General features: G+C 69.6%; 1 protein-coding gene. It reads right to left on the bottom strand.

Annotation, left to right across the window (positions count from 1 at the left end; genetic code table 11):
- Positions 1–632: PfkB family carbohydrate kinase (locus tag DMH03_RS41980; RefSeq protein WP_125797553.1), on the bottom strand; the 632-nt coding region annotated here is incomplete at both ends.

Raw genomic sequence — 632 nt, 5'->3', positions numbered from 1 at the left:
ATATCTTCGGCCGTCGGCGGTTCCGCCCCGCTCCGCGAGACGGTGATCGACGCCGCTTTCGCCGCGAATTCGAGCGCCGTACGCCAGCCGTCGGCGTCGAGAGTGGACACGTCGCGCACGCCGTTCGAGTACAGCCACGCCAGGAGGGCGCCTTGCACGGTGTCACCGGCGCCGATCGTGTCGACGACGTCGACCCGGCGTGACGGGACCTGCGCGATTTCGCCCGCTCGTGTGATGACGGACAACCCCTGGGCGCCTCGGGTGAGCACGACGGCATCGACTCCGCAAGAGGTCCAGACCTTTGCCGCGTCGACCGGGTCGGCGCCTTCGGCGAGCCATTCCGTGTCGTCGTCGGAGTTCTTGAGCAGGCGGACTTGCGGCAGCCAGGACTTGAACCGCGCACGGTACGCGGCCGGATCCTCGATCAGCGCCGCACGGATGTTCGGATCGAGCACGGTCAGCACGCCGCGCGCGGATTCGCGGCGCAACAGCGTTTCGTAGGTGCTCGCGCCCGGCTCCAAGACCATGCCGAGGGTGCCGAGGGAGAGCGCCGTCACATCTTCGGGCAGCGGGCCGGGGTCGGCGACGAGCCGGTCCGCGGTGCCCTCGGTGTAGAAGGTGTACCGGGCGGA

The sequence above is a fragment of the Amycolatopsis sp. WAC 01376 genome (assembly GCF_003947415.1).
In the GTDB taxonomy this organism is placed as follows: domain Bacteria; phylum Actinomycetota; class Actinomycetes; order Mycobacteriales; family Pseudonocardiaceae; genus Amycolatopsis.
The sequence above is the reverse complement of the archived record's forward strand: the minus strand, read 5'-3'. Positions and strand labels throughout refer to the sequence as shown.